Origin of the sequence: Tenacibaculum sp. SDUM215027 (assembly GCF_050566205.1) — a bacterium.
GTDB lineage: Bacteria > Bacteroidota > Bacteroidia > Flavobacteriales > Flavobacteriaceae > Polaribacter.
On record NZ_JBNXUE010000003.1, the window covers coordinates 64,480 to 87,487 of the forward strand.

Sequence of the window (23,008 nt, forward strand, 5' to 3'; positions counted from 1 at the left end):
CACTTTATAAAGAATATAGAAAAAGAATTTGGTAGCAATTTTATAGAAATAGAAAGTAATTTTGTTTGTATTTCTTATTAATTTTTAATTTTTAATTGACTGTATTTACCGTCTATTTCAATTTCTTTATCGTTAGAAATTAAAATGAACTCTCCGTTATACTCTATACTTCCATCTTTTAATTCCTTAACCTTATCGCTTTGAATATCAAACTTCTTATTTACACCTGTTAAATCAACTCCAGCATCTGAATAACTTAAAAATACTTTTAAATTATTATGACTTGGGTGTACTTTAGTAATGGTTAAGTTTCCAAACTTATTGTTTACTTCAACATTACTATATACATTACTTACCACCAAGCCTGAAGAGTTCGAATTTACTGTTGTGTTGGTAACCGATGCTAATTGAGCATCGGTTACATTATTTAAGAACAAGGTACAAGCGTTTAATGAGCTTATGTTTACTGGCGAATATGAAATATTTAACTTTCCTCCGTCAAGTGCATCTGCTTTAAAAGTTCCGTAACTAACTTTTCCTGAAGCTTTTGTTTTTGGTAGTTTTACTTTACAATGACGGGTGTTTAAGTCAAACGTTGCTGATTTTGGAACTTTTATCGTAATCTTCTTGGTAATTTTCACTTTTTTTCCATTAATCATAAGGTTATTACTATCAGAAGAGAAAGAATAATTCATATGAGTTTTTTTCATTTCCTCTCTTACCTTATGCATTTCTTCTCTTGCTTTTGCTAATTGTTTTCTAATTTTTTCTCTATCAACTTTTTTAAGTTCACTTTTAACTCTTTTAAGTTCTTCTTTTAATTTTTTCTCATTAAGAACTTGATGTTTTTTTGAGAAAAACATCTTTGTCTTAGAATTCTTATTCTTCTTAAGGTATTCTTTATATGCCTCCGTATTTTTAAACTCCTCCCATTCTTCTTTTGATGTAATATTTACATTATGCTTACCATCTTTCCATTTAAACCTAACAAGCTCTTCGCTTTCAAACATTTTTTCTACATCAAAATCTACATCTTGAAATAAATCTTCAAAATTAATTTCCGGAATTTTTATTTCTGGAAGTTCAGGTATTTCAGGCATCTCCGGAATTCTTACTTCTGGAATTACTACAACTTCATCATCACCATCAAATTGAAACACCTTTGGATGATTATTATCTGACGAGTTAAAAAACACAATATTGTCTCCTCCTATTCTAAAGCTATTTCTATTGGCATTAATTTGTACCTTACTTTTATTTCCTAAAGCTTCAAACTTCCAATTGTCTAAATACTTTTGAGCTTCTTTTTTGTTAAGCCCTTCCACTTCGACAACTGCCTCTACCGAAACTTCATTTCTGTTCCATGTAGTCACATCAACATCCGCATTAGATGCATTGATCTTAACTACTACGTCTTTATTTGTCTTAAAATTTTCACTGAACTTCTTGTTGTATTTCTGTGCAGATACAACACCTGTCACTAACAGTAAAAAAACACTGATTTTAAATTGTTTGAATGTCATTTTGAGTTGGATTTTTAAATTCTTGTAATTGTTTTTGCATACGTTTTAACAGCTGTAAACGCAGTTGCAGGTTTCCAATCAATGCATTGATAGTATTGTCGTTAATTCCTTTTGTATTGAGCTCTTCGGTTAACGATTTATATTCTTTGGTTAATTCCCCTATCTTGGTCAAGTAACCGTCAAAAAGTTCTTTATTATCTTCTGTTAATTCTAATTGACTTAACTCGTAATTAATAGTATTTACATAGTAGTCTTCCACCGTTTTTAACTCAGGTGAAATGGCTCCTAAACTAATTTGATTTTTCAACTCTTTAGGTACTTCTTTTATATCAGTTCCTATATTATTATTAGTTGGATAAAACTTTATTCCCAAACTCACCAACAACACTATTGATGCTGCTATATACAGCCATTGATATGATTTTCTTGTTGATGGCTTTTCGTGCAATTCATCTAGCAACTTTTGTTGAAAACGTTGTCTGTGATTTGTTGATAACTCTGTTGTGTTTTCAACATCTCTTTTTAATATTTCTCTAATATCTTTAGACATGATGTACTGCTTTTAATTGTTCTTGCACTTGTCTTTTTCCTCTTAATAAATGTGTTCTTGAACTCACTTCAGAAATTCCTAGTATTTGTGAGATTTCTCCGTGGTCATACCCTTCTAACAAAAACAGGGTTAACACAACTCTATACTTTTCTTTTAATTGCTGAATGCTATTTACTATATCTTGATACGATATAGTAGATGCTACATTCCAATTATCATCATCTGCTACTGTGGTGATTTCTTCATTGATCGAAACCAGTTCTAGTTTTTTCTTCTTTAAATAATCAATACTTTGATTGATTACGATTCTTTTTAACCAAGCACCAAACGCTACTCCTTCTTTATATGAATCAATATTTTTAAATGCTTTTATGAATGCTTCTTGCATTACATCTTCCGCAGTAAATGAATCTTTTACGTAGCGTAACGCTACTGTATGCATAGCATCACAATACAAATCATACAATTGCATTTGTGCTTTTGCATCATTGCTTTTACAGGCATCTATTACCGATTGATGTAACTGTTTAGTTGATTTCATTCTTGATTTCTTACCCTAAATACGAGACTTTTTCCGTCGCGTTGCATTTTCCTGCATTTTTATTTCTAAATTTACGTTATTATTTTGTTTTACCTACATAATGACCGACAAAGCCACATCTGCACTCTCTGAAAAAGACGGAGTTTCTCAACCTGAAACCACCAGTAAATCATCTGCAGAAAAAATAAAACGTAATAGAAGAAAAACTACATCTACCCAAGATTTTGTTACTCAAATAGTAGCAGGAAGTATTCCTTTTTTAAGTAGAGCTATTACTTTGGTAGAAAGTACCAACCCAAAACACCAACAACAAGCTAATGAAATTTTAGAAGCTTGTTTACCACACGCTAATAAATCGGTAAGAATTGGAATTACAGGTGTTCCTGGCGTAGGAAAAAGCACCTTTATTGAAGCTTTTGGTAAGCATTTAACTTCATTGGGTAAAAAAGTAGCTGTTTTGGCAGTGGACCCAAGTAGCTCTGTAAACAAAGGAAGTATTCTAGGCGATAAAACTCGTATGGAAGAGTTGGTGACTGATAAAAATGCCTTTATCCGTCCTTCTCCTTCTGGAACTTCGTTGGGTGGTGTTGCTCAAAAAACACGTGAAAGTATTATTTTATGTGAAGCTGCTGATTTTGATACTATTATTATTGAAACCGTGGGTGTTGGACAATCGGAAACTGCGGTACATTCAATGACCGACTTCTTCTTATTACTAAAACTAGCTGGTGCAGGTGATGAATTACAAGGAATCAAACGTGGAATTATTGAAATGGCAGATGCTATTGTGATTAACAAAGCAGACAGCGGTAACGAGAAAAATGCTAAACTTGCGAAAGTAGAATTTAACAGAGCCTTACACTTGTATCCTGCTAAAGAAAGTGGCTGGCAACCTAAAGTTTTATTAGCCAGTGCACTCCATCATCAAGGAGTTGATGCTATTCACGAAATGATTGATGAATACATGAGTTTGGTAAAAAAATCAGGATATTTTCAACAAAAAAGAAACGAACAAAATAATTATTGGTTGTTAGAAACCATTAATCAACAACTAAAAAGTAACTTTTATAATAACCCCAAAATTAAAGATCGCTTACAGCAGGAAATTACTAAACTAGAAAAAGGAAAAACCACGCCATTTACTGCTGCAAAACGATTGCTAGAAAATAATTAAGCTATGGAGAATAATAACAATTTAACTTGGACAGATTTTACAAAAGTAGAAATGCGTATTGGTACTATCATTTCTGCTGAAATATTTAAAGAAGTGAAAAATCCTGCCTATAAAATGCAAGTTGATTTTGGTGACCACGGAATTAAAAAAACCTCAGCACAAATTACTGAACTCTATCAACCAGAAGATTTAATAGGAAAACAAGTAGTTGCTGTAGTTAACTTTCCTAAAAAACAAATTGCAAACATGATGAGTGAATGCTTAGTTCTAGGTGGTTTAGGTAATGATAAAGAGGTAACTTTATTAACCGCTGAACGCACTGTTAAAAACGGGACGAAGATTGCGTAGAAGCTTATTTAGATTATATTTTTTTTACGTTTTATTATCTACCGCCAATGATTAACATTCAAAAAATTGAAAACATTTCCAATCATGAACCACAGAGAATAAAGAAATACCTCTTTGTTTGGTGCAGTAAAGGACAGATGAGTATTCTTGTTGATCAGAAACTTCTAGAATTAACCGAAAACCAAGCACTTACTATCACATCTGGGCAATATCATTGTTTTAAAGATGTAAAAAATACTAAAGGTTATGTTCTTGATTTTACATTAGATTATATATGTAAAACAAAGAAAGATATTGAGCTAATTTTTCAGAATAGTTTATTTTGCCATTTCGATTACAACGAAATTATCACAATAAATAATCCAAAAGATATAGAACGTGAGTTACATAAAATTGAAGATGAGCTTGTAAAAAAGCCTTTTCAATATTTAGAATCTATTCACTCTCGAATTGAATTATTACTCTTTGAAACCAATCGTTCTAAAATTTCTAATGGTGGTGAAGTATGGAAACCAGAGGCTTTATTTTTAGGTTTTTTGGAGTTTGTACGAAATAATTTTGAACATAATTATCCCTTAAAAAGTATAGCTGAACACCTTAAAACTTCTGAGTTAAAACTAAATGAACTTGCCAAAAAACATGTAGGTAAAACAGCTCAAAATGTTATATATGGCCTAGTCATTTCTGAAGCACAACGAATTCTTCATTATGAAAATAAGAGTATAAAAGAAGTAGCCTTTAAACTAGGTTTTAAAGACCCTTATTATTTTTCAAAATTCTTTAAAAACCATGTAGGTATATCACCATCTGAATTCCAAAATAGGCTAAGACATTAAATTTTACATCAAAAACTCAGTATTTTCCATTTTAAGAACTCTGGTTAAGTCTCAACTTTGCGATAACAAAATTTTATAAGTAATCGTAAAACTTAACCTATTATGAGTATTAAAAATTATATCGCTAAAAGTGAACAAATCACATGGAACCCACTTGTTGAAAATGATGTCCATTATCAAGGTGTATATGTTAAATCATTACATTTTGACAAAGCTACACAACGATCTAAAGCAATTTTATTAAAGTTTGAGAAAGGGGCTTCCTATCCTTACCATTCTCATCCAGCTGGAGAAGAAGTTTTTGTTTTAAATGGAAGTTGTGAAATTTTTGGAGAAACCTTAGAGCAAGGAGATTATTTATATACACCTCCAAACGGAAAACATAGCGTGAAAACTCAACATGGATGTGTTTTATTTTTATCTGTTCCTGAAGAAGTTGTTCTTATCTCAGAAGAAAACGACTAAAAAACGTATCTATATAAATATGAATGGGCAGTTTTACTGCCCTATTCTTTTAATAAAATTTAAAATTGGTGAAGTTCACTACAAAATTTATGACTCAAAAAAATTACTCTTGCGATTTCTTAATACTCTTTTTATGATAGAATTTAGCGAATTCTAAAGCTAAAAAGTTTTCAATTTCTTCTTCTGTTTTCTTTTCTTCTATCATTTTAAAAATAGTTGATATATGATTATTTTTAAACTCATTGAGGATTCCATTATTAGTCACAACATCCTGATATGTTAACTTTTGCAATTCTGATTGCATCCATTGATGCCCTTCCATTTTTATTTTTCTAGTCTGTAAATCTTTTTTATCACTTTTAGATATAAAGTTTCCTCTTTTCGCTTCTTGTTTCATCAAGTGTAGTAAACGATTATAACTAGCTTTTACTTCTTCATCTAGTAAAACTGATTGATCATACAGTTTCTTTAAACTTTTAAACGCTAACCTATGATAGGTGTCTATAAAATCTTTATGTTTATATAAGTAGTCTAAATAATTTACTGCTGCTTTTTTATAATGTTTATTACTTACATTTTCATTATTTACAACATCTGTTTCTAATAAACTTAAATCATTTCTTACTTTTTCTATACTTTTTATACTTGCAAAAACAGGATCATTTAATAACTGTTTAACCTCTGAGGTAATTTTAGGGTGTTCTCCACTAAAAGTATGCTCTTTATACGAGAATGAAAATTCTTTTACTTTTTTGTTTCTTTCTCTTTTTTCAAATCTGAATTTCGGTTTTTTCAATCCGAAGCTATAACTATAACCAAAAGTTACTGTTAATTCACTTAGTTTTTCTTGCTGTGTAGATTCTCTGAATAACTGTATTGCATTTAAATTTAAATTATGGCTTTGTGCAATAGTTGTAGAAGCACTTGCTCTAAAATTTAAAACATTACTTGTAATTTCTTTGTTTACATTACTATTATATGAAGCTCCTAGAGTGGTATTTAATATGTTTTTAAAAAACAGTTTATTCATATTTAAAGACGCTCCGTATGCTTTGCTATCATCTCTACCAATATCGCTATAGTTGTAGTTAAGTGAAGGTGAAATTGTTAGCGCTTTTTCAGGAAATCCTAATGTATAAACTACATTTCCGTTGTGAAAATTATTGGCTTGACCAATTCTAATAATACCATTTTCTTTATTTGCTGAAGATGCTAAAGAGTAGTTTAAATTAACATTCTGCGTAACGTTTTTCTTTTTAGCCAACATCCAATTCAAGTTTATATTGGCATTTTGTGATAGTTGCTTAAAATTTAATGCTTCTTGTTCTTCATCAGTTAAATCATTGTCGTTAATATCATCAAACTGATTTAACCTTTTGTTCGTAAACGTGGTAAAATTAGAATACATTCCTGATAAAGTAATGGCATCTGTCATTTGATACGTTGCATTAACGCTCCCTATATTTCTCCCTGTAGACTGCGCTTTTTGATTATTTAAATTATCTCTTTGGTACCCTATATTAAATGATAAGTTCAACTTGTTTTTAAATAATGATCGAGCCATATTTAGTGTGATGTTCTCAAAGTCGTTATTAAAATAATAAGCTCCTAAGGTTTCATAATTAGGATCAATACGTTCATAGCCCAAACCAACTTTCATTTGTCCTAATTTTACATCTAAATCTGCTTTAATCGCATTATAATATTCTGTTGATGTACGGTTATTAAATAAAAAACCTGCTAAATTGTTAGAGGTATTACTACTTTTATCTGCTCTTAAATCTTGTGTAATGGCAGTTGATGCGTATTCTGCTCTTATGGTATATTTTTTAGCGATGGTAGTTTCTCCTGTAAGGCTTATCACTAAATTTTCTTTAGGTTTGATATTTCTTTCTTCTGGTATTGCTGCAATAGAGTTTTCAGCATCCTTTGCATAAAAACCTATTAGTCCTAGCTTATAATTTGGTTTTTCCCAAGCTACTCTTGCTCCATATCCTGTACGTTTAAAAGCTGGCAAGGTTTGCGGATTCCCATCATCTTCTGTTGCTTTTAATAAACGTCCATACATGGCACTGAACTTTATGGGCTTATTAGGAGTTAATTCAATACCTCCACCTGTAAATTGATGTCCGTTTAAGGTATAAGGTGAAAAATTCATCGTAACATCCCCTATATGCGCTTGTACCCATTTGTATTTTGGGTGTAAGCTCAACCTATTAAATTTAAAAGGTAATTGATAGTCAAAATTATCTCCTTGATTAGAAAAACTATAGGTAAAAGGGATGTTAAAACTCAACCAACTTACATTCACTGTTCCTTGTAAAAAATACGTGAACGGAATACGTGCATTACGGGTATTTGCATTGTAATACACCATATTGGCATTGACATTACCATTTACTTTAACCTTGGTAGATTTTGTAATGGACTCTATATCTAAATTTTGTGCTAAACTTATGCTACTTACTAAACATAGCAAGCTTACTAATATGTACTGTTTCCCCCTTTTCAATACTCTTTTTTCTTCTTTTACAGTATTCTTTAACTGTTACTTTTTTCTGACTTATAAAATATAACTGTACAGTCCCCTTGCACAGTCCCTTAACCTACAAAGTAGATCTACATTTTTTAGAGTTGCTATATAGACAATCTAATTATTCTCATTTTTTATTCTTTTCAAATATTCTTCTTTACTCCAATCTGCACCAGTACCCCAATATTTAGAAAATACTTCATCCATAATCTTATCAAAATTAGTTTCAAATTTCTTTGTCGATTGATACCACTCTGGAGTATAAATAGAATACGGGTCTAAACCACTCTCTACCTGCCAGCGCATTTGTTGATGTAATCGTCCTGACCAAAAACTTACTTTTTCTTGAAAAGAATAATTAGGGTAAATTTCATCTCTTAATTTTATTTGTTTTTGATATTCTTTTTCTGCCTCTAAATCAAATAATCTAGTCTTTTCTTCTAGTGATAATTTAGAAAACTCATCATCTGTATAATCTTTCATTTTTTTTTCACTCAACAGTTATTTTAATTATATATCTTATATACTGTTTCCTTTCATTTTTTTATGTTTATTTTTTAAAATCCTCTCAATCTTTAAAGTATCCCACGTTCCACTCCAAATACTGAAAATACCCGAAAGCAACTCAAAAAAATCTGGCTCTGATTTTAAAACATCTTTTAACCAATTCGTATTATATATAGAATATGCGCTAAAACCAGATTCTTCTTGAAATCTCATACTTCTATTTAAACTACTTGCCCAAAACTTGATTTTATCTTTTTTATTCATTTTAGGATATGTTTCTTTCCAAAATATATCCTCAGATTTTTTAGCTTGCTCTACTTCAAACTCTAACTTTTTTAAAATTTCTTTATTCCTTTTATTTGACATATCAGTTCAATTGATTTAAATATATTTCCCATTTATTGCCTCCTATATTTTTAACTTCTAGAACTTCAAAATAACTACCTCTGCGTAGTAGTAACTCTTTAGGGTCATAGCCTCTGAATCTTATGCCATCAGCATAATTAGAAATATCTGGAGCTCTTTTAACATTCATTATTAATTTAACATTTTTTTCTCCTTTATCAAAAAATGCGGCTCCTTTAGTACTACCTGCTGATATAAATTCTTTATATGTTACTTTACTCCCTTTTTTATGTAAATCTAAAAAGGTATTTAATATTTCTCCATTTAATTCTAAGGCTCTGAAAGCTGTCCCTTCATAGTTTGGTAGTTTTCTAAGACCATCTTTCATGATTTTTGCTAGTTCATATGTTTTTGAACTATTAATACCTTCTCTTATCCATGTATTTAAATCTCTGTAAAAAAAGTTTGTTGTATATCCCCAAATAGCATAAGTTTCATCTCTAGTTAAGTTATAATTGTTTCCGTTTCGTAAAACTTCTTCAATAATTTCAAAAAAATCTCCTTTAGTGTGAATATTATGGTAATTTTTAAAATAGCTAACTATTTCACCTTCTGTTTTACCGAATTTTTTTAATGCAGAAACAAATGAATTAGGTAATAAGTCTCTTACAAAATCTGTATTAACAGCCTTTCTAAATATTTTAAGCAAATCTCCATCAGTAAAATGACCTTTTCCAATTTCATTTGAGATTTCAACAATTAGTTCTGAATTCTCTTCTAGATATTTTAAATTATCGGATTGTTTAAGAACTCTTTCTACTTGAATCCTATCTATTCCTTTAGATTTAAGGATTACAGAAACTTCATCTAAGGCTTTTCTTACTTTAGGGTATTTGGCCAATCCAACCGTAACTTCAGCAACCTTAGTTAATTCATCAATAATTAAGTCATCAACTGTATTATCAGCTTTTTCCAGAGCTTCCTTAGCTGTTTTCTTAATCATTTTTTGGGTAAAAACATCTAGTCCTAAAGACCCCATTTCTAACCAAAATAAGTGCACTCTTAACTTCTCACAAAATTCCGATTCACAATCTGAAATTGTAAGCATTGCATTTAATGCCCCTGATGTTATCTCTGCTCCTGCAATAGTATATTTTAACCCTTTTTGTAATTTAGTTAAATGCCTTAAGTGCCTCAGCTTTGCTATATTACCAACCCCTGTAAAAGTAGTAACTACATCTAAAGTTAAGCTAAATCCTGTTTCTAAATTAGTTGTAGAATTAATATCTTTAAATGCTTTTAAATAAAATACTGGTATTTCTTCTGCTGGTATCTTTACTCTTTCTCCCTCTTGGTTACTGTTTAAAAGATTAACTTTCTTATAAAAATCAAAATGTCCTAAATACTCATAATGACGATTTGGATTATTATACCTCGAAGTAATATGAATTTCATTATTCTTAGTATGAAAAAATGTTGCAAAATCATCTGTATAAAAACCTAAAACTTTTTTTGAGTTGTAAGGAATATATAATTCTACATCTTGTTTAGCATAATCTGTTTGTAACCAATATTTATATAAAGTTTTAATATATTTAGTAAAATTATCTTCTCCTCCATAATTATCTATTTTATCATAAATAATTCTAAATAATGTTTTATCATCTAGCTTATTAGTCAATAGTCCGTCTAATAAATCTTTGGCATTATTTTTACCAATGCCATTTACAAGCTTTATTACAGCTTTTTCTTCATCTGTACCCCACTCGTTCAATGAGCATGAAGTTAATATTTTTAAGTCTTTCCAATAAAAATCTTTTCTTTTATCAATGATAAAACTTGGAGCATGCTCATATAAAAAATCTAATTTGTCACAGTCATTTCCTGCTATTTCAAACTCCTTATTGTATTTTTCTAAAACGTACTTTTTATTGAAACTGATTCCCGTAAAAGCAGAATATTCTTCGTAATCTTTAACATCTTCTATTGTTATACGAATTGCATCTTCTTCTTTATGATTTTCATTTGTTACATATTTTATTTTATCAGTATAACTATGCTTTTTGTTTATCTCTAATTCTAAAAGCATATATATTTTTGATAAGTTTACATTTCCCTTTTCCCTTGACAAACTCCCTTTCAATTCTAATTTTCTTCCATTATATTCAAAAGGAACAGAATAAGCCAGCTGCTTAACTTTATCAAGTTTCCAAAAATACTCTAGTTTACTAGGAACTATAAAATTTTGAACATCATATGGAACAGATGATTTGCCATAATTATCTTTTATCCAATTAACCAAAACATCGTAGTTAATTAAATCTTCATGTCTATCATCACCATTTGATTCTCCCTCTTCATCCTTATCAAAAACTCCTATACGTAATTTAGGGTTGTGTATGGTTTGCCAGTGTACAAAAGGAAGTTTTGTTCCGTCTTTATAATCAAGTAACCAATTGGTAGCTTTTTGCGCATATTGATAACTCTGTGAAGAGAAGGGGTGCTTTAACTGGAAGGCTCCGTGCCCTAACTCGTGAGCAGCAGTCAGTGACACGCATTCAGCAGTTGAACAGTTGGTCGTATACACATACCCAAACTGCCTACCTAAAGGCATTAACCCTTTTTCGCTAGCAGAAGAAGGTGTTTTATCTGTTACAATCAAATAGTAAGCATCTTGCTGGTATTGTGAGTGTTGTTTTAGTTTACTATTTATTTGACGTTGTTGTTCGGTATATTGTGCTGCAAAACCACTCTCTCCACTTTGTATGATTCCGTTTGGAGTTAAGGTTTCTAAATCGTTTTTAAAATCGTTAATTTCAGTAATGGTAAGGTTTACCATTGCTTGTTGATATATGTTTTGTAACGATTCTTTTATGTTCCCTGTATTACTATTACTTGTATTGACTAAAACTACTTTTACGTTTTTAGAAGTTGCTTGGTATTGTATAAAAGCTCCCGCAACTTCATATTTAGTTCCTTGTTTTACTAAAGCTTGTGTTTCTATTTCGGCATCATCAAAAACACCTTTTAATTGTAAGGTATAAGAAGTAGCTGTGCTATCTATTTTTGTAATCGCTACTCCGTCTTTTGTTTTAAAAACAATATCTTGAGGTTTAATTTTACTGTCGGTAATAGCTAAATTCGCTACAATAGTTTCTGTATCGTTTTTTGCAACAGCTTTATAAGGAACATAATAATTGTTCCCTAATTTTTTGTATAAATCTTTCGTAGCACTATAGTTACTTTCGTAGCTATCAAACCCATATTTACTATTGGATGCCTTTTTAAAGGTTACTGTTACTCCTTTGGCTGATATGGCAGTAGCTTGACCATTGTTATTAACACCATTGGTGTTTTCAGGGTTGCTAGCACCTCCTTCCGCTTGTGTTCCTTGTGGAGTTACATTACCTTCTTCATCAACCGCCCAAACTTGTCCGTTACTATCTGTTATTACAATATCTTCACCTCCCGGTAGCTCTACTACTTCTCCGTTTTCTCCTATAACTAATATATCTCCATTCGGATCTATCTGTACATCTGAAACTGGGAAATCTACCTTAGTTGATTCTGAGTTTCCAGTTCCTCCTTGAGTCCAATCGTTGGTGTCTTCCATGTCTCCCCAAGTTGGGTCGTAGGTTGTTTTTACCACACCTTCTATCAATTGATAATCGGTATTGATACTTATAGCATCAAAGGTTACCGCTATTTTAGTGTCAGCTAAATAAGGAACTACGATGTACCCTACTCCTGTAAAGGTTCCGTTTCCTCCTTGTACTTGTTTAACTGTTACAGGGAAATCACCTGCGGTGAAGGTTTCGTTAATTCCTATATTTTTTAGCGGATCGTTATTATCTATTTGTATTTCTGGAATAATTCCGCAGTTATAACTACTCCCCATTTCGTCTTTTGCAGGCATGGTAAACTGACTCATATGACTGTACGAATAGTTTTGGTCAAAATCTGTCAGTTCATTACAAGTACCTCCAACTCGAAACATATACGTTTTTCCTGCTCGTAAATTACTTATTTGCGCTTGTGTGTTATATGTATATACTTCAAACCACTCAGCATCGGGTATATCTGCTCTTTTATATTGTACATGGTATTTTTTATGGTCTGGGTGTCCTTGCCAAGTAAGTTTAACACGATCTTTAGCTACTACCTCTGACAATACAAAAGTTGGTGGATAACAGGCATTGGTATAGGTAAAGTAATAAATTTCGCTATAACCATCATTTTTAAAAATTGAGTTTTCACTAACTCCTGTAGTAGATTTGGCTTTTACGCGCCAACCATATCTTCTATTAGGTAATAAGGTAGGTTTCCCTATATTATATAATAATGTTGTTGTATACGTAGTTTCTGAGTAATAGTTAGGCGATGCTAAAAAAGCTGCTTGCGGATTTATTTGCGTATCCCACAACTCTCGCAACTCAAATTCGTACGATACATTGGTAGCATTGGTGTGTCTTGGCGTCCATTGAAAAATAATATTCATCGGATCTTGCGCCACAATTTGATCTCCTTTATAAGGTAAATTTAAAAACGGTGGATCGTTTAGTAATAAATACACATTAGAACAGCCAGCTGTTGGGTGATTTAATTGTTGATTTGTATAAGCATCGTATACTTCCCAACAAAAGGAGTACATACCTTCTGGCAAAGGTTTATTATATTGTTGAGGCGAAATACCTATTAAATTATTAGGCTGAAAATAAGCAGCTAAATCGATATTTGTAAACTGCTGTAGTACTCCCCCATTCAAAGTCACTTGTGAAGCTCCCGCAACAAAATCTGTTGACTGAATGTTTAAACCATTCCCTTTGATATGTAGCTTTAATCGTACTTGCTTGTTATTAGCTACCACATCGGTTAACAATAGGTTTAAACGAAACTTAACATCGCTTGCCGTTGCATAGTCACTTAATTTTGTTGAATATGGTGGAATAATGGTTTGCGTTACTTGTACTGGATAACGTTGCGCATATACTCCTACAACTAGAAGTAAGCAATAAAAAAACAATGCTTGTTTTAATCTATATTTTAATTTCGATAAATTCATTCTAAGGCAATTTTTGAACTTTAATATCACAAAGGATGTATGAATTACTTCCGTTATCTACAAACTCCTTTATTTTTATAGCTCCTTTTCTTCCATCAGCAGTTTGAAACAGTACAATTCTTGGTTTCATAGTACTATCAAAATGTAATAATCCGTTTGGAGTTTCCGTAATTGTTATAGTTTGTAAAGGAGTGTCATTGTTCATTGCATCAAATTGAGCAACACTAAAACTTACCCCACAGCTACAGGTTTCTTGAGAATTAATTAATTTCGTGTGTTGTGCATTAGGGATTGCTACAAAACCATTGGAACCTGCTTCGGTTGGTGACAGAAATTTATTATAAGTAAAACCATTACTAAGTCCCAGAAAAACGAGATCTATTTTAGATCCGTTTTCTGCAGTTACTTCATTTGCAGTAACTGTTTTTCTTAATTCTGTTGAAAAAAAGGCTCCTACATTATTGTTACTATGAGCAGAGTTAATTCCTAACTTAACATCTGTAAATGTTCTTAAATTAGTATTTGGTTTAACCTGTATAGTTTTTGTTATTGTTTTTTCTGCCTTCCCATTAGAAGCAATCAACTTAATTGTATATGTTCCTACATTTTGAAAAATAACCTTTGGATTCTCTTCTATACTGTTACTAGGTGTTCCACCTTCAAAAGCCCATTGATAACTTAAAGCATCGGTTGTTTTATTTTGTAAGGTAATAGTTACTGGAGCTTGATAATCATCATCAAAAAAATCAACTTCCCATCCAAAATCTATATCAATATCTGGTAAAACTGTTATGGTTTCTTCTTTAGTGATTGTTTCAAAACCATTTGACACCTCAACTTGTATACGGTGATCTCCTGGGGTTTCAAATACTACATCAGTCGGATTTTTATCAGATGAATTTGCTGGTTTTCCTCCTTCAAAGGTCCATTGATACGTTAAATCTTCTCCAATTGTATTATTTGTTAGTTTTACCTCTACTGGAGGATAATTACTTTTAATTATTTCTGTTAAAAACTGTATATCTATTCCTTCTACAACAGTAATCTCTTTTGTTAACGTTTCTTCCAAACCGTCAACATTAGAGGCTTTTAAGGTTATTGTGTAAGTTCCTGCTTTTGTGTATTCAATACTTCCTGGGTTTTTATCCGTTGAAGAAGTAACTGTGGCTCCTTCAAAAGCCCACTCATAGGTATCTGCTCCTTCTGTTTTGTTTCGAATACTTATTTGTACAGGTACTGACTCATCATTATTAACAAATGAAGTTTCAAAATCCGCTTTTATAAAAATAGGAGTCTCTTTATAACATGCTGTTATCACAAAAATTATTGCGAGCAAGATATATGTATAGTTATAACCTTTCTTCATTCTTTTTAATCTACAATCATTCTTTTTACCTGTGTTTGCTTCGCTGTTTCTAACACTACGATATACGTTCCTGATGCTAAATACATATTGAAAGGAATACTATATTCCTCTTTTGCTTCACTAGGAATATATTTAGTTACAAATTGCCCCTGAGTACTGAAAATACGTAGAGAAACAGGTGTTGCTTCTACTAAATCTACACTAACCTTAAAACTTCCTTTATTTGGATTTGGAGAAATACTAAACGCTTCAATAAATGGGGTTTCTGTATCTCCTGGGTTAGCTAAACCGCTCTCTTCTTCAACTACTACCTTTTTGTATAGTTCTTGTACACAGTCACCTACTTTTGTTAATAATCCAACTTCATAAGTTCCTGCTTTTGAAAAACTAAGCACTACTGTATTTTCCTTCTCTTCTACTACATTTGCTTCGGTTGGTAATGCCCACTCAAAAGATTCAGGAGTAGGGTTACTAGTATGAAATATAACTACTTCTTCATTAATGTATGCTTGAGACGACACTAAAAACTCAGCGTTTATTTCTTTGTTATTATGGTTAATCTTTATCGTATCTTTAGCTATACAACCTAAAGAAGATGTTGCTGTAACTGTATATGTACCCTCTTCTGTTATTGTTATTGATGCTTCATTTGAGCTAAACCCATTATCTGATGTCCAACTATATGTTGCATTTTTATCATCAATACTTCCATCTAAAGCATAGGTTTGATCTATACATATGGTTTTATCTTTTCCTAGGTCTATAATTAATTTTTCAGGATTTTCTAGCTTTACTTCTGTAAAAGCTTTACACCCGTTAGCATCTATTAATGAAAACTTATATGTACCTTCTTCTAAATTCAACAAACTTGTAGCCTTTTCTCCTGTTTCCCAGGTATAAGTATATGGTGCTTCTCCTCCTGAAATATCTAAAGAAATAGTTCCATCATTTGCTCCATAACAAGTAGGATTCTTTTTGTTCACTTCAATTTTTAATCCTCCCGGTTGTCCTATCGTGATACTTCCTGTTACTTCACACCCTCTAGCATCAGTAACAAATACCAAATGATTTCCTGCAATTAAATTTTCTGCAGTAGTTGTTGTTGCCCCATTAGACCACTGAATGTTGTATGGTGGGATTCCTCCTGAAATTCCTACAGTTGCAGTTCCATCGTTTCCTGTATCACAAGAAATTTCAGTTGATGATAACGATAGTGTCAGTAATTCTGGCTCTTCAAAATTAAACAATACATCTGTTGGATTGATTAACTGTAAACTTTCATAAACACCTATTACAACACCCCTACTATCTTCTACATTTAAAGCATATTCTCCTGTCGATAAATCAGTGGCTACTGGATTATTTTGATTCAAGTCTTCATATACTCCACTACTATTTTTCTTTTTCCAATAATATATGTATGATTGTCCTGTACTAAAAGGTAAACCTCCAGTTACACTTGCCTTCAAAGCCCCATCGGAATAAGGATTGTTAAATTTATTGTTCTGATTACACGAAATTGATGTTTCAACACTAATAGTAGCTTCTATGGGATCGTATAAAATAAACTCTTCTTCTATATGGGTACACCCTTCTTTTGTAGCAGCTGAAACATAATTTGCATCTTCAATCGTTAAATGATAAATCCCCTTCGGTAAGTTATTCATTTTTATTTGAAATTTACCGTTTACAATACTTGTTTCAGTTTGTCCATTCAATATTTTTCCTTTTTCATCTTGCCAATAGTAAGTATAACTGCCATCTGTAAAAGAGGTTCCTCCTTCTATCTCGGCTTGTATCCAACCGTCTGATGCTCCTCCTGTAGAAGGTGTAGCAAAAGCTGTAAAATTTATACTTATAGGGTTTTCTGGTTGGTTTATTAAAATACTCCCTGTTACCTGACAACCTCTAGTGTCTGTAACCGTTACACTATATTCTCCTTTTGTTAAGGAATTTATTTGTGCTACTTTGTTTCCTCTTTCCCACTCGATGTTATATGGAGGTATTCCTCCTTTAATAATTGCTTTTGCCCAACCATCACTACCTTCGTAACAATACACATCTTGCTTTTCAAAAGTTAATTCCAGCAATGGTGGTTCTTCAAAATTATACGTTACATCTGTTGGGGTTTCTAATACATTATTTTTATATACACCTAAAATAATACCATTTGCATCTTCAATATTTACGGCATAATTTCCTGCGTCTAATCCGCTTGCTATATTTGAGGTTTGTGTAGTCAATATTGTCCACACTCCTGGACTTGTTTCTTTTTTCCAAGTATAATAATAGGATAAACCATTATTTTCATTGGGTTGTAGTTTTATACCTCCTTCGGCTATTACTTCTAAAACACCATCCGAAAAAGGATCTCCATAAATATTACTAGCATTACATGAAATTGGTTTTCTTAATTCAATACTTGCTTTTAATGGTTCGGGATCATCAATATAATATTCACTTTCAATTACAGTACATCCTTTTTTATCATCTGCCAATGGATAGTTTTTATCTTGAACTGTTAACTTATACGTTCCTTCACCAATGCCATTTAAAGTTAATTCATAACTCCCCGTATTAGAATTTGAAGTTACCTTAGTATTTAAATTGTTTCCATTCGCATCTTGCCATATATAAGTATAAGAGCCATCGTTTAGAGGAGTACCGCCTGTTATTGTTGCTTTAATCCACCCGTTTGTAGCTCCAGCAAATGTTGGTTCAAAAAAAGTATAGCTTATTTTAATAGGATTCTGAGGTTCTTTTATAGTAATTGTTTCTTGAGCTTGACAACCTCTTTCATCGGTTACCTCAATTGTATAATTTCCTGCTACTAATTCTGATATATCTTCTGTAGTTTCTCCTGTATTCCAAGAGATGGTATAGCTCCCCGTTCCTCCTGTTATTGTTGCATTAATGGCTCCGTCTATTCCTTGATGACAAAATACATCTTGTTTAGTGTATGTTATTTTTAATAATTCTGGTTGCTTTAGCTCGTATTCTATATCTGTTGGATTGACTAATGTATTATTGTTATAGCTTCCTATAATAATTCCATTAGCATCTTCAATATTAACTGCATATTCTCCTGCTCCTCTATTTTCAAGTACGTTTCCTGTTTCTCCAGGTATGATTTGATAAACGCCTAATGTATTTTTCTTTTTCCAAGTGTATTTATACTTGTACTTGCCTTGTATAAGTGGACTAAAAGGAACTCCTCCAGAAGCTATAGCTGTAAGTTCCCCATCACTAGATGGATCTCCATAAGTATTGCTACTATTACAAGAAATGGAATTAGTTTCTTCTATTTTTAACTTTAATTTTGGTGGCTGCTGTAAGATATATTCTGCATTAACTATCGTACATCCTTCTTTATTTGTAGCACTATTGTAATTTGCATCTCTTATAGTTAGTCTATATTTTCCTGCAATTGCATTTGTTAACGTTAAATACCAACCATCTGCATTTACTATATTGCTAAAAGTATTCCATGTGGTACCATTTTCGTGTTTCCACGTATAATTGTACTTTCCGTTAGGTAATGGAGTTCCTCCTGTAATTTCAGCACGAATTCTTCCATCTGAAAACCCAAAAGCTGTTGGTTGTTCTTCATGTACAAAATTTATTTTTACAGGTGAATCGGGTTCATTAACTATTACAGGGGCTTTTTTTTCTTCTCCTAAGTCTATAATGTTTCCCGCTCCATCTCTTACAGGTATTTTAGCGATACAATTATTAGCATCTTTTATTTGAATAATATAATCTCCAGCTGGTTTTCCAGTAATTACTTCTGTAGCTTCAAAAGTAACATTTGGAAATGTTCCTGTAAATGTTGCCAAATTTGTAAATTCAACCCAATCACTTTCTACTACAGGACTTGTATCTCCTGTTTCTCTCAGTAAGTATTTGTATTTTGCTCTATCTTGCCCTCCTTTAGCTTTTATAATTATAGTACCATCACTGCCTCCTTTACACCATACATTGGTAGGTGTTATTGAAAATTCAATAGGTTTGGGTTCTTGTATAGTAAAATTAATTTTATGAGTTGGTGCTTCAGTATAGGTATTCCATACATCACCTCCATAAGCTGGAATTCCAAAACCTATTACTTCTGCAATATAATTTCCTGGTGGCAGATTATTTTTGATATACTCTTTATTTATAATATCATTTTCAACATTATCCGCATTATGTACTGAGTTTTCAGTTATATTTTTGATATCAATACTAAGTTTTTCACCTACGCTAGGGTTTCTATCAAAATAAAAAGTTACACTTCCTCCTTCACCTTTAAAACAAGTTAAATGTTTTTCTCTCTTGTTTGTAAAATGGGGGGCTGATTTTGTTAATTTATAGAAAATTTCATCTGAAGTTAGAGGACAATCTTCAAACCTAAAAGGAAAAATAGATACTAAACACCTTTTTTCATATTTCTGTACTCTAAAATAAATTCTTTTTCCAATATCGCTTGAATCTAAGAAACTAGAAGGTTTAATAGAAAAAGATGTTTCCCCAAAAACATTTGTGCTTATTGGCATATCAAGCCAACTATCGGTATTAGGAGTACCGCTAGCAACTACTTGATATTGCCAATTATAAACAGAAGAATCAAACCCAACAGAGTTAGAAGTTACACTAACATTAAAATTATCTTCAAAACCTATTAAGTCATTAGTGGGTTGATTAATTGAAATATTAGGGTGAATTACATAATCAAAATCAATCTCATTTTCTGCTTCAAAATCCCCTCCATTTCTTCCGTAATGGTTATAATGTCCTAATTTACATTTAGCATCAATATCATTTATATCTCCTTCTGGGTAAATTTCGGTTCCTCCACATTTATCACTCAATGGCCACCTGTCTCTCTTTTCATTGGTATACGTCTGTACATAAATACTTTTTATTATTCCTGAAACTTGAATTGTTTTATCTGGCATGGTTTTAATCCCTTTTCCTCCACCAAAATCATAATATAAAAATTCACGTGAGCTACCATCCATGAAGTAGGCTTTCATTTTAACCCAAGATTGACATACACCTTCATCTCCTTTTACTCTAAGCTGTAAATTTCTAATTTCAACAGTATAACTTTGAGAAAATAAATAAGCGCCTTTGATAAAAAGACAAAAAATTAATATAAACTTTTTCATCCCTTAAAATTTTATTTCAATAGTTTTTACTTTAGCATAGCCTCCTTTTTTTAGTGTAGCACGTATATGATATATATACGTTTCATTAGGGCTTACTTCTTTATCAATTACATTTTTAATCCCAGCAGGTAAAATACGCCAAGTACTTGGTTGCTTTTCTTTTAATTGTTTGTAAATAGTATACTCTGCTATTTCATCATTATTTGCTCTCCAAAAAAGCTCTATGTGATTTGTTTCTCTATTCACCACATAATCTAGTCCCTTTATATATTCTTTTGGAGTTAAGTTGACCATTTCAATAGTTAAAGGTGATGAGGGAAGCGAAGTCAACCCACTTTTATCAATAGCTTTCATATGATATCGATATCTATTATTAGATTTTAATTTTGCATCAATATATTGACGAACTGTATCATTAGTAGTAAATATAGTTTCTAATTCCTTCTTTTCAGAAAGGTTTTCTCTTAGTAAAACATGTGTTGCATTATCTTCTGAAGAAGGTATCCATTCTATTATTACTTTTCCTTCTTTTATTTTATAACCTGAAAAAACTGGTGCTGTAGGAGGAATTACATCTGGTTTTTCTAACATTAGCACTTCTGATTTTTCAGAATGATTATGACGCTTATCAACAGCTACTATACTATAAAACACCTCTGCATTTAAGTTTTTTACTGTTACTGTATCAATAAAACTATTTTGATTTATAGGGGATACTGTTATTTGTGAAGGTTCTTCATCTTTTAAAAAACCTCTAAATACTCTATATCCTAAGAAATCAGGTTCTATATTTTGTTTCCAAGTTATGTGAACTACACCTAAACTATCTATTTTCCCACTTAATTCTGTAGGTATCGCTGGCGGGGTTCTATCTAAAGGTTGTATCAGTGTTGAAAACGATGTTTTTTCTTGTTTTGGATCTTTCCCTATTGCCTTAATCTTAACATAATTTGATGCTTGTAGTTTGGAATACGTAAGCTTACGTTGTTGCGGAGAAATGTTATCTACAGCCACAACATATGGGCCTTTATCAACTGGAGCTATGAGTAGTTGAAATTTTTCTAACAGTGTTTCTCCTTTTTTTGGAAACTCCCAAGTAATTATTGCTTCATTGGTATTTTTGGTAAGTTGTACATCAAAAACTCTAGGCGTGTAAGGCAAAATAGGCTTTCCTTGTCCTGAAATTATTTTAGAATACAATCCTTTTTCTCCGAACGGGGAAATTCCGTTAACTCTATAATAATACGTCTTTGTATTATTTGCTAAGGAATCAATATAAAACATACGTTTAGCTGGGGCTTCTGGTTTATCATTTAAGTTCACCAAAGGTTCTTTGCTTAAAGGTGTAAAGTTTACACCATCTTCTGAACGTTCTAAATTATAAGAGGTATATATTGTTTTAAACAGTTGATACTCCCATGTTAGGATTACGTTTTTATCTCCAAAAATTCCTTGAAAATCTATAGGGGCTGGTAATGGTTCGTACTCTTTAATACTAGCTATGGCAGCAGTTCCTTTTATTTTAACAGTTTTTGAAGCGCTTTCTATAATTGCTGGTTTTATCTTGTACACATATTTCTCATGAAGTTTTACATCCGTGTCTTCAAAACCCCAACCTGCTTTTTTAGCTGCTTCAAAACTCATATCTGCTGCTAATAAAGAGAATGAAAAACGTTGTTCATTTTCATTCACTAAATTGTAAATATCTGCCAACTGCCCTTCACTTCCTCCTTCTACAAAAAAACTTTCACCGAATAATGCTTGTGCAATAATGGCTGCATTGTTGTCTTTTTCTACAATTTCTTGCCAAGTTTCAACGGGAGCTGCTTGTATATTCTTTTCCCATACTTTTTCTAAACTAGGTAACCGCTTACCATTACGAGAAAGCACATATTTTTTTAATGTAAAACCATTTTTGTTTGTCTTTTTCCAAGCATTTGCTGTAGTTGCCGCCCAACGTAATAAAATTTTATCTTTTTGTACTCTAGCAAGTATTTGTACACTAGACTCATTTTTGGATTCTTTTACTTGCGAAAAAACTCCTTGGGTAACTAAGAAATTCACAACTAGTAAATACGATACAGCAAATAACCTCTTCATGCTTTTTTAAGCTTTTTTTTATTGATTAAAAGGGTAGGTGTTAGTTAACATAGCCTACCCCTTATTTTAATTATATTTTTTGGTAAATAGAGTATTCTTGTTCTACTCCATTTTCATCAACTACAACCAATTTCAAATTTCCATTTACAAAGTAATACTTTCCGTTTCTTGTTACTCCGTCTCTGGTTATTGCCAAAACGTTATCTCCTTTGTCTTCCCATGTTCCATCTCCTATATTTGAAATACATTCTTCATTAAAAAATTCATACGAAATACTTTTAAAAGTAGCGTCTGAGTTTAGTTGCAATACTGATTTTTTTTCACATTCATTGGCTTCTATATCTTTTTCTTCATCTGTTGCTCCATACCTTACTAACTGCCACTTTCCTGTTAAAGTATCTTGTGGTGTATCATCATCACTACACGATGTAAAAAGTACATTAACACATACTACTAAGGTTAAAATCATTGCATTTTTAATTGTTCTCATTTTTAAAATTTATTTGGG

General features: G+C 31.7%; 15 protein-coding genes. 4 read left to right on the forward strand and 11 right to left on the reverse strand.

Annotated features, from left to right (window positions below; genetic code table 11):
- Window positions 1–77 precede the first annotated feature (77 nt).
- Genes ACQYZ7_RS08460 through ACQYZ7_RS08470 form a run of 3 tightly spaced genes read right to left on the reverse strand, consistent with a single transcriptional unit; the run spans window position 78 to window position 2,614 of the window.
- Window positions 78–1,523 carry a hypothetical protein gene (locus ACQYZ7_RS08460; protein WP_430729335.1) on the reverse strand — a complete coding sequence of 482 codons (1,446 nt, stop codon included), beginning with the start codon at window positions 1,521–1,523 and terminating at the stop codon, window positions 78–80.
- On the reverse strand, window positions 1,504–2,073 hold the full coding sequence (locus tag ACQYZ7_RS08465; RefSeq protein WP_430729336.1) for a hypothetical protein: 570 nt from the start codon (window positions 2,071–2,073) through the stop codon (window positions 1,504–1,506). The genes ACQYZ7_RS08460 and ACQYZ7_RS08465 overlap by 20 nt, the downstream gene beginning before the upstream one ends.
- Window positions 2,066–2,614, reverse strand: coding sequence for an RNA polymerase sigma factor (locus ACQYZ7_RS08470; protein ID WP_430729337.1), 549 nt, complete (start codon window positions 2,612–2,614; stop codon window positions 2,066–2,068). The genes ACQYZ7_RS08465 and ACQYZ7_RS08470 overlap by 8 nt, the downstream gene beginning before the upstream one ends.
- Window positions 2,615–2,714: 100 nt before the next feature.
- Here ACQYZ7_RS08470 and meaB point away from each other — a divergent pair, with 100 nt between their 5' ends.
- The 4 genes from meaB (at window position 2,715) to ACQYZ7_RS08490 (ending at window position 5,437) form a co-directional block, all read left to right on the forward strand.
- On the forward strand, window positions 2,715–3,788 hold the full coding sequence (gene meaB, locus ACQYZ7_RS08475) for a methylmalonyl Co-A mutase-associated GTPase MeaB (RefSeq protein WP_430729338.1): 1,074 nt from the start codon (window positions 2,715–2,717) through the stop codon (window positions 3,786–3,788).
- A 3-nt stretch (window positions 3,789–3,791) separates the two neighbouring features.
- Complete coding sequence (locus ACQYZ7_RS08480; RefSeq protein WP_430729339.1) at window positions 3,792–4,136, forward strand: tRNA-binding protein; 345 nt, start codon at window positions 3,792–3,794, stop codon at window positions 4,134–4,136.
- 47 nt (window positions 4,137–4,183) lie between these two features.
- Window positions 4,184–4,972 (forward strand): helix-turn-helix domain-containing protein, encoded by a 789-nt coding sequence (locus tag ACQYZ7_RS08485; RefSeq protein ID WP_430729340.1) that lies wholly within the window; start codon window positions 4,184–4,186, stop codon window positions 4,970–4,972.
- Between the two features lie 102 nt (window positions 4,973–5,074).
- Window positions 5,075–5,437 carry a cupin domain-containing protein gene (locus tag ACQYZ7_RS08490; protein WP_430729341.1) on the forward strand — a complete coding sequence of 121 codons (363 nt, stop codon included), beginning with the start codon at window positions 5,075–5,077 and terminating at the stop codon, window positions 5,435–5,437.
- Between the two features lie 103 nt (window positions 5,438–5,540).
- Here the strand turns inward: ACQYZ7_RS08490 and ACQYZ7_RS08495 are convergent, their stop codons facing one another.
- The 8 genes from ACQYZ7_RS08495 to ACQYZ7_RS08530 all read right to left on the reverse strand — a co-directional run bounded on the left by ACQYZ7_RS08495 (window position 5,541) and on the right by ACQYZ7_RS08530 (window position 22,990).
- A complete protein-coding gene (locus ACQYZ7_RS08495) occupies window positions 5,541–7,949 on the reverse strand; it encodes a hypothetical protein (RefSeq protein WP_430729342.1) in 2,409 nt (802 codons plus the stop codon).
- 138 nt (window positions 7,950–8,087) lie between these two features.
- A complete protein-coding gene (locus ACQYZ7_RS08500; protein ID WP_430729343.1) occupies window positions 8,088–8,453 on the reverse strand; it encodes a hypothetical protein in 366 nt (121 codons plus the stop codon).
- A gap of 36 nt (window positions 8,454–8,489) precedes the next feature.
- Window positions 8,490–8,843, reverse strand: a complete 354-nt coding sequence (locus ACQYZ7_RS08505) for a hypothetical protein (protein ID WP_430729344.1) — start codon at window positions 8,841–8,843, stop codon at window positions 8,490–8,492.
- 1 nt (window position 8,844) lies between these two features.
- Window positions 8,845–13,884, reverse strand: a complete 5,040-nt coding sequence (locus ACQYZ7_RS08510) for a hypothetical protein (protein ID WP_430729345.1) — start codon at window positions 13,882–13,884, stop codon at window positions 8,845–8,847.
- A 1-nt stretch (window position 13,885) separates the two neighbouring features.
- Window positions 13,886–15,250: a PKD domain-containing protein gene (locus tag ACQYZ7_RS08515; protein WP_430729346.1), complete on the reverse strand. Its 1,365-nt coding sequence runs from the start codon at window positions 15,248–15,250 to the stop codon at window positions 13,886–13,888.
- 5 nt (window positions 15,251–15,255) lie between these two features.
- Window positions 15,256–20,400: a T9SS type A sorting domain-containing protein gene (locus tag ACQYZ7_RS08520; protein WP_430729347.1), complete on the reverse strand. Its 5,145-nt coding sequence runs from the start codon at window positions 20,398–20,400 to the stop codon at window positions 15,256–15,258.
- 3 nt (window positions 20,401–20,403) lie between these two features.
- The gene (locus tag ACQYZ7_RS08525) at window positions 20,404–22,500 is read right to left on the reverse strand and encodes a fibronectin type III domain-containing protein (protein ID WP_430729348.1); all 2,097 of its coding nucleotides are present in this window, start codon (window positions 22,498–22,500) and stop codon (window positions 20,404–20,406) included.
- A 70-nt stretch (window positions 22,501–22,570) separates the two neighbouring features.
- Window positions 22,571–22,990: a lipocalin family protein gene (locus tag ACQYZ7_RS08530; protein ID WP_430729349.1), complete on the reverse strand. Its 420-nt coding sequence runs from the start codon at window positions 22,988–22,990 to the stop codon at window positions 22,571–22,573.
- Window positions 22,991–23,008: the final 18 nt, after the last annotated feature.

What these genes read in the sequence shown, in the direction of transcription:
- ACQYZ7_RS08530 (WP_430729349.1), bottom strand. Translation starts at nt 22,990, where the DNA reads ATGAGAACAATTAAAAATGCAATGATTTTAACCTTAGTAGTATGTGTT.
- meaB (WP_430729338.1), top strand. Translation starts at nt 2,715, where the DNA reads ATGACCGACAAAGCCACATCTGCACTCTCTGAAAAAGACGGAGTTTCT.
- ACQYZ7_RS08460 (WP_430729335.1), bottom strand. Translation starts at nt 1,523, where the DNA reads ATGACATTCAAACAATTTAAAATCAGTGTTTTTTTACTGTTAGTGACA.
- ACQYZ7_RS08490 (WP_430729341.1), top strand. Translation starts at nt 5,075, where the DNA reads ATGAGTATTAAAAATTATATCGCTAAAAGTGAACAAATCACATGGAAC.
- ACQYZ7_RS08515 (WP_430729346.1), bottom strand. Translation starts at nt 15,250, where the DNA reads ATGAAGAAAGGTTATAACTATACATATATCTTGCTCGCAATAATTTTT.
- ACQYZ7_RS08480 (WP_430729339.1), top strand. Translation starts at nt 3,792, where the DNA reads ATGGAGAATAATAACAATTTAACTTGGACAGATTTTACAAAAGTAGAA.
- ACQYZ7_RS08525 (WP_430729348.1), bottom strand. Translation starts at nt 22,500, where the DNA reads ATGAAGAGGTTATTTGCTGTATCGTATTTACTAGTTGTGAATTTCTTA.
- ACQYZ7_RS08520 (WP_430729347.1), bottom strand. Translation starts at nt 20,400, where the DNA reads ATGAAAAAGTTTATATTAATTTTTTGTCTTTTTATCAAAGGCGCTTAT.
- ACQYZ7_RS08485 (WP_430729340.1), top strand. Translation starts at nt 4,184, where the DNA reads ATGATTAACATTCAAAAAATTGAAAACATTTCCAATCATGAACCACAG.
- ACQYZ7_RS08500 (WP_430729343.1), bottom strand. Translation starts at nt 8,453, where the DNA reads ATGAAAGATTATACAGATGATGAGTTTTCTAAATTATCACTAGAAGAA.
- ACQYZ7_RS08465 (WP_430729336.1), bottom strand. Translation starts at nt 2,073, where the DNA reads ATGTCTAAAGATATTAGAGAAATATTAAAAAGAGATGTTGAAAACACA.
- ACQYZ7_RS08470 (WP_430729337.1), bottom strand. Translation starts at nt 2,614, where the DNA reads ATGAAATCAACTAAACAGTTACATCAATCGGTAATAGATGCCTGTAAA.
- ACQYZ7_RS08510 (WP_430729345.1), bottom strand. Translation starts at nt 13,884, where the DNA reads ATGAATTTATCGAAATTAAAATATAGATTAAAACAAGCATTGTTTTTT.
- ACQYZ7_RS08505 (WP_430729344.1), bottom strand. Translation starts at nt 8,843, where the DNA reads ATGTCAAATAAAAGGAATAAAGAAATTTTAAAAAAGTTAGAGTTTGAA.